The organism is Petrotoga halophila DSM 16923, assembly GCF_002924615.1.
Genome location: NZ_JALY01000266.1, coordinates 1 through 3,627, shown reverse-complemented (window position 1 = coordinate 3,627; position 3,627 = coordinate 1). Strand labels below are relative to the sequence as shown.

At 30.7% G+C, this 3,627-nt stretch carries 3 protein-coding genes and 1 pseudogene; all 4 read right to left on the bottom strand.

All coding sequences use genetic code 11. From position 1 onward, the window contains the following. Positions 1–173, bottom strand: a pseudogene (locus AA81_RS14810) (DAK2 domain-containing protein); the annotation flags it as partial. A 17-nt stretch (positions 174–190) separates the two neighbouring features. Next, a complete protein-coding gene (locus AA81_RS12715; RefSeq protein ID WP_158245213.1) occupies positions 191–535 on the bottom strand; it encodes an Asp23/Gls24 family envelope stress response protein in 345 nt (114 codons plus the stop codon). A 21-nt stretch (positions 536–556) separates the two neighbouring features. Further along, positions 557–1,381, bottom strand: a complete 825-nt coding sequence (gene amrB / locus AA81_RS12710; RefSeq protein WP_103899248.1) for an AmmeMemoRadiSam system protein B — start codon at positions 1,379–1,381, stop codon at positions 557–559. Between the two features lie 31 nt (positions 1,382–1,412). Next, positions 1,413–3,500: a secretin GspD/PilQ domain-containing protein gene (locus tag AA81_RS12705; protein WP_103899247.1), complete on the bottom strand. Its 2,088-nt coding sequence runs from the start codon at positions 3,498–3,500 to the stop codon at positions 1,413–1,415. Positions 3,501–3,627 lie beyond the last annotated feature (127 nt).

The window sequence follows — 3,627 nt, the reverse complement described above, 5'->3', positions numbered from 1 at the left end:
TCATCCATACTTTTACAAGCTTCGAGCATACCCGCTAACATATTATTACCTGTGTCTCCATCTGGGACAGGGAAAACATTTAAGGCGTTAATTTCATCTTTGTTTTTAGCTAATTCTTCCGTACCTTTTTTTAAAGCTAGATATAGGTCTTTTGCATACAAAAACTTGAGCATTCAACAGACACCTTCTCTCAATATTTCAAGCCAGATATGCTCACGTTTACTTTGATATTATCAAAATTTAACATAGAGGTAACTCTGTGATGAACATTCTCTTGTATATTTTGAGCAACTTTTTTAATGGGGAGACCATATTCAAAAACGAGGAAGAGATCAATTACTATGCTTTCTTCATTTTCCGATACATTTATTCCTCTATCTTCACTTTTTGACCATAAACTTGATATCCTATCAAAAAATCCTTGTTTTCCAGAGATTTCAACCGTCCCATAGGATTCGATAACAGCTTTATAAACCAATTCTTTTATAACTTCGTTTTTTATATCTACAGTACCAAATTCTGTTTCTATTAACATGAGGTTCACCTCCATAGTTTATTATTTTTGTGAATTACTAACTATTGCAGAGATGTATCCAACTACCGCTTCATAATCCCCACTTTTCTCGCCACTCGTCGTATGGTCAATTATTTCAATATCATCAAATCCTATACTTAAAAGAACAGCGACGGGACCATATCCACACATAGTAATATTATATCTTTTTATTCTATCATACATTTCTTGTAAATCCATCTTTTTTAATGTTTCTATAACTTTTTCATCTTTTAGCAATGTCTTTTCATGACTTTCGTAATGATTCATATCCGAAGAAGCAACGACTAAATCTCCGTCTTCTATTATATTTGATAAAATTTTTCCTAGTTTCTTGGAGGTTTCTAAACTTTGATCCATCATACAAATAGGTACAATTTCAAAATCATTTCCCATAGCATACTGAAGAAAAGGTAACTGTACCTCTAGTGAATGCTCATTTAAATGTGCAAATTCATCGTTATAAATATCTAACTCTTTCAAAATCTTTCTTGTGGTTTTTTCGTCAACTTTTATTTTTCCAAAGGGGGTTTCCCAACTACCACTTGTAAAAATTGATATTTTAGACCCTAATCCTGTATGATTAGGCCCTAACAAAAATACTCTTTTTGCTATACCTTTTTCAAATGTCTTTTTATAGGCTTTTGCTGCGGTTTCCCCAGAATATATGTAACCAGCATGAGGTACTATAACCCCCATAGGAGGAATTAATTTTTCAGAATTTACTTTAAAACTATCACCGAAAAGCTCTTTTATAAGACTTTTTAAATTTTCTGTATTCGAAGGGTAAAAAGTACCTGCAACTACAGGATTCCTTATCTTCTCCATATTTCTAATCGCCTCCTGAGAGACAGATGTTTCAGAAATGATTCTCTATTTCAGGTTTATTAGATACTTCAACATGTATAAGAATAACTAAATCGTATACATTTTCTGTTTTTTCATACGAAGTGAATAATTGTCCTATTACTGGTATTTCTTTAAAAATAGGAATACCGCTTTCGTTTTCAACTACGCTGGTAAAATTCAATCCACCTAATTTTATAAAACCACCGTTGGGTATGGTGAATTTACTACTCATATTTCTTTCATCAACTATGTTTTTATCCTCGTTTTTTAATTCGCTTATACTTATATCTAATTCAGTGTTGACCAATTTTGTAATATTGTCGTATTCACCACTTACTTCCATTATAAAACCTGATTCTATTTTTGAAACTATCTTACCTTCCTCATCGAATACGGGAACCGATAAGACAGATTTTATTGATGCTGGTTCACCTTCATTGACATATATTACAGGTTTTGATATTAATGAAGCTCTATCCTTGCTACCATTTATTATACCATCAAATTGTAAAGTTAATAAGTAAAGTTCTTCTACAGAGAATCTATCAACATTTTGTCCCGAAAAGACGAAAATCTCGTATTTTAATAATTTTTTCTGTTCATAAAATCTAAGGGTATTATGCCCGATGTTCTCGTACCATATGTCTTGAGATACCAGATAAGGCTGTAATGATGACATATCTAAATTAAAATCATTGATAGTTATCTTTTTATCGTTTTCAAAATCTGATATAACGTTTATAGATTGTGCTTTTGCTACCAAGGAAATTAACTCTTTTAACGAAACTTCAATATCACCCTTTTCATAAAGGAATGAATCCAGAATATTTTTTACAAAATTTGTTATGGATTCTTCATATTCTAACATATATAGAACATAATCTTCCTGTGCTGTGATTTTTGAAAAATGGATATTCTCCTGGATTAATAATTTCTCAAAAATTGTACTCTTTTTAACAGAAATGGTAACAAGTTCTTTGTTAATTACAGGTTTGGACGTGTCGGGAACAACTCGAGGTTGAACAAGTTCGTTGATTTTTTCCGCTATCTTTATTGATTCACTACTTCCCATTAAAAAGAAATTTTGTTCGTCTAACTTGTAAGTTTTTAGAGGTAGAATCTCTTCTAAAAATGTCATATCGTAGGTAGACATTAAAACAATATAACTTTCATCATCGTAATTTTCTTTCTTTTCAATAGGAGTAGGCGTTTCACTAATTTCTTGTGATGCTATTAGTAAAGACTCATCGTATGTTTCTGGAATTTCGTTTAAATAATTTATTAGTTCGTTAATTTGATCCTTTTCCCCTTTTTTAGCAAGTACAGCGTAGTAACTATCCTCAAAAAAGGCTACTTTACAATCAAAAATTTTTTCTAAACGGGTTAGGTCATACTTTGATTCAAAGAAAAGCAAATATTCTTGATTTTTATCTAAAGAATCTTCCTTTGAAGAGACTCGCATAAAATTTGTTGATGAACTTTCTTCAGAGATATTTTCATTTTCAATGAATAAAGGCAGATCATTTTCAAAGACAGATGCTTGTTTACCTATTAATACACTATCTTCATCGTAAAAGATTGTGTTTAAAGAGTAAACTTCGTTCAGCATTCTTAAAAAATGTTCTATATGTATTTCATTTGAATTTATAGCGAAAAAGGTGTCGGGTAATTCTTCGGTTTTTATCCAATTCCAGCCAATGTAAGTAAACAACAAATCTATAGCGTCATCTAACTTTATTTTTTCAAAGTTTATCTGTTGAAAATTGTATGGTTCATATCCATAAAAGGCTATCCTATCGTCCTTTATTTCTAAATTGTTCATTGGATAAAGGAATTTGATTGTAATTACATTTTTTGAAGTAGAGACTTCTTTTACAGGCCCTTTACTGATTTTGTAATTAGCTTGTTCAAAAATTTCCTCTTCGAAAGAAATTTTGTAAATGGTCTTTGGATCGTTTGAATAAATTTCAAACTTACTTGGTGTTTCAAAAAATAAGATATTGGCGTTGGTGGATGAGTCATAATCTATGAAAAAACCAAAGAAAAATGAAGGTAATAGTAAAAAAATAAAGAAAAGAGATTTCTTTTGCCTCGGCATGAGACCCCCTTAAAATAGTTTCTTGTTTTTTTAATTATACCATAAAAACTTTAAGACTCTCTTTAGCATTCTTTCCCCCTATAACCCTTTTAAAATTAAAAAACGCTCTTTTAGGGCGTCTTTATTT

Excerpts from the sequence above, each read along its gene's own strand:
- amrB (WP_103899248.1), bottom strand. The coding sequence starts at position 1,381 with ATGGAGAAGATAAGGAATCCTGTAGTTGCAGGTACTTTTTACCCTTCG.
- AA81_RS12705 (WP_103899247.1), bottom strand. The coding sequence starts at position 3,500 with ATGCCGAGGCAAAAGAAATCTCTTTTCTTTATTTTTTTACTATTACCT.
- AA81_RS12715 (WP_158245213.1), bottom strand. The coding sequence starts at position 535 with ATGTTAATAGAAACAGAATTTGGTACTGTAGATATAAAAAACGAAGTT.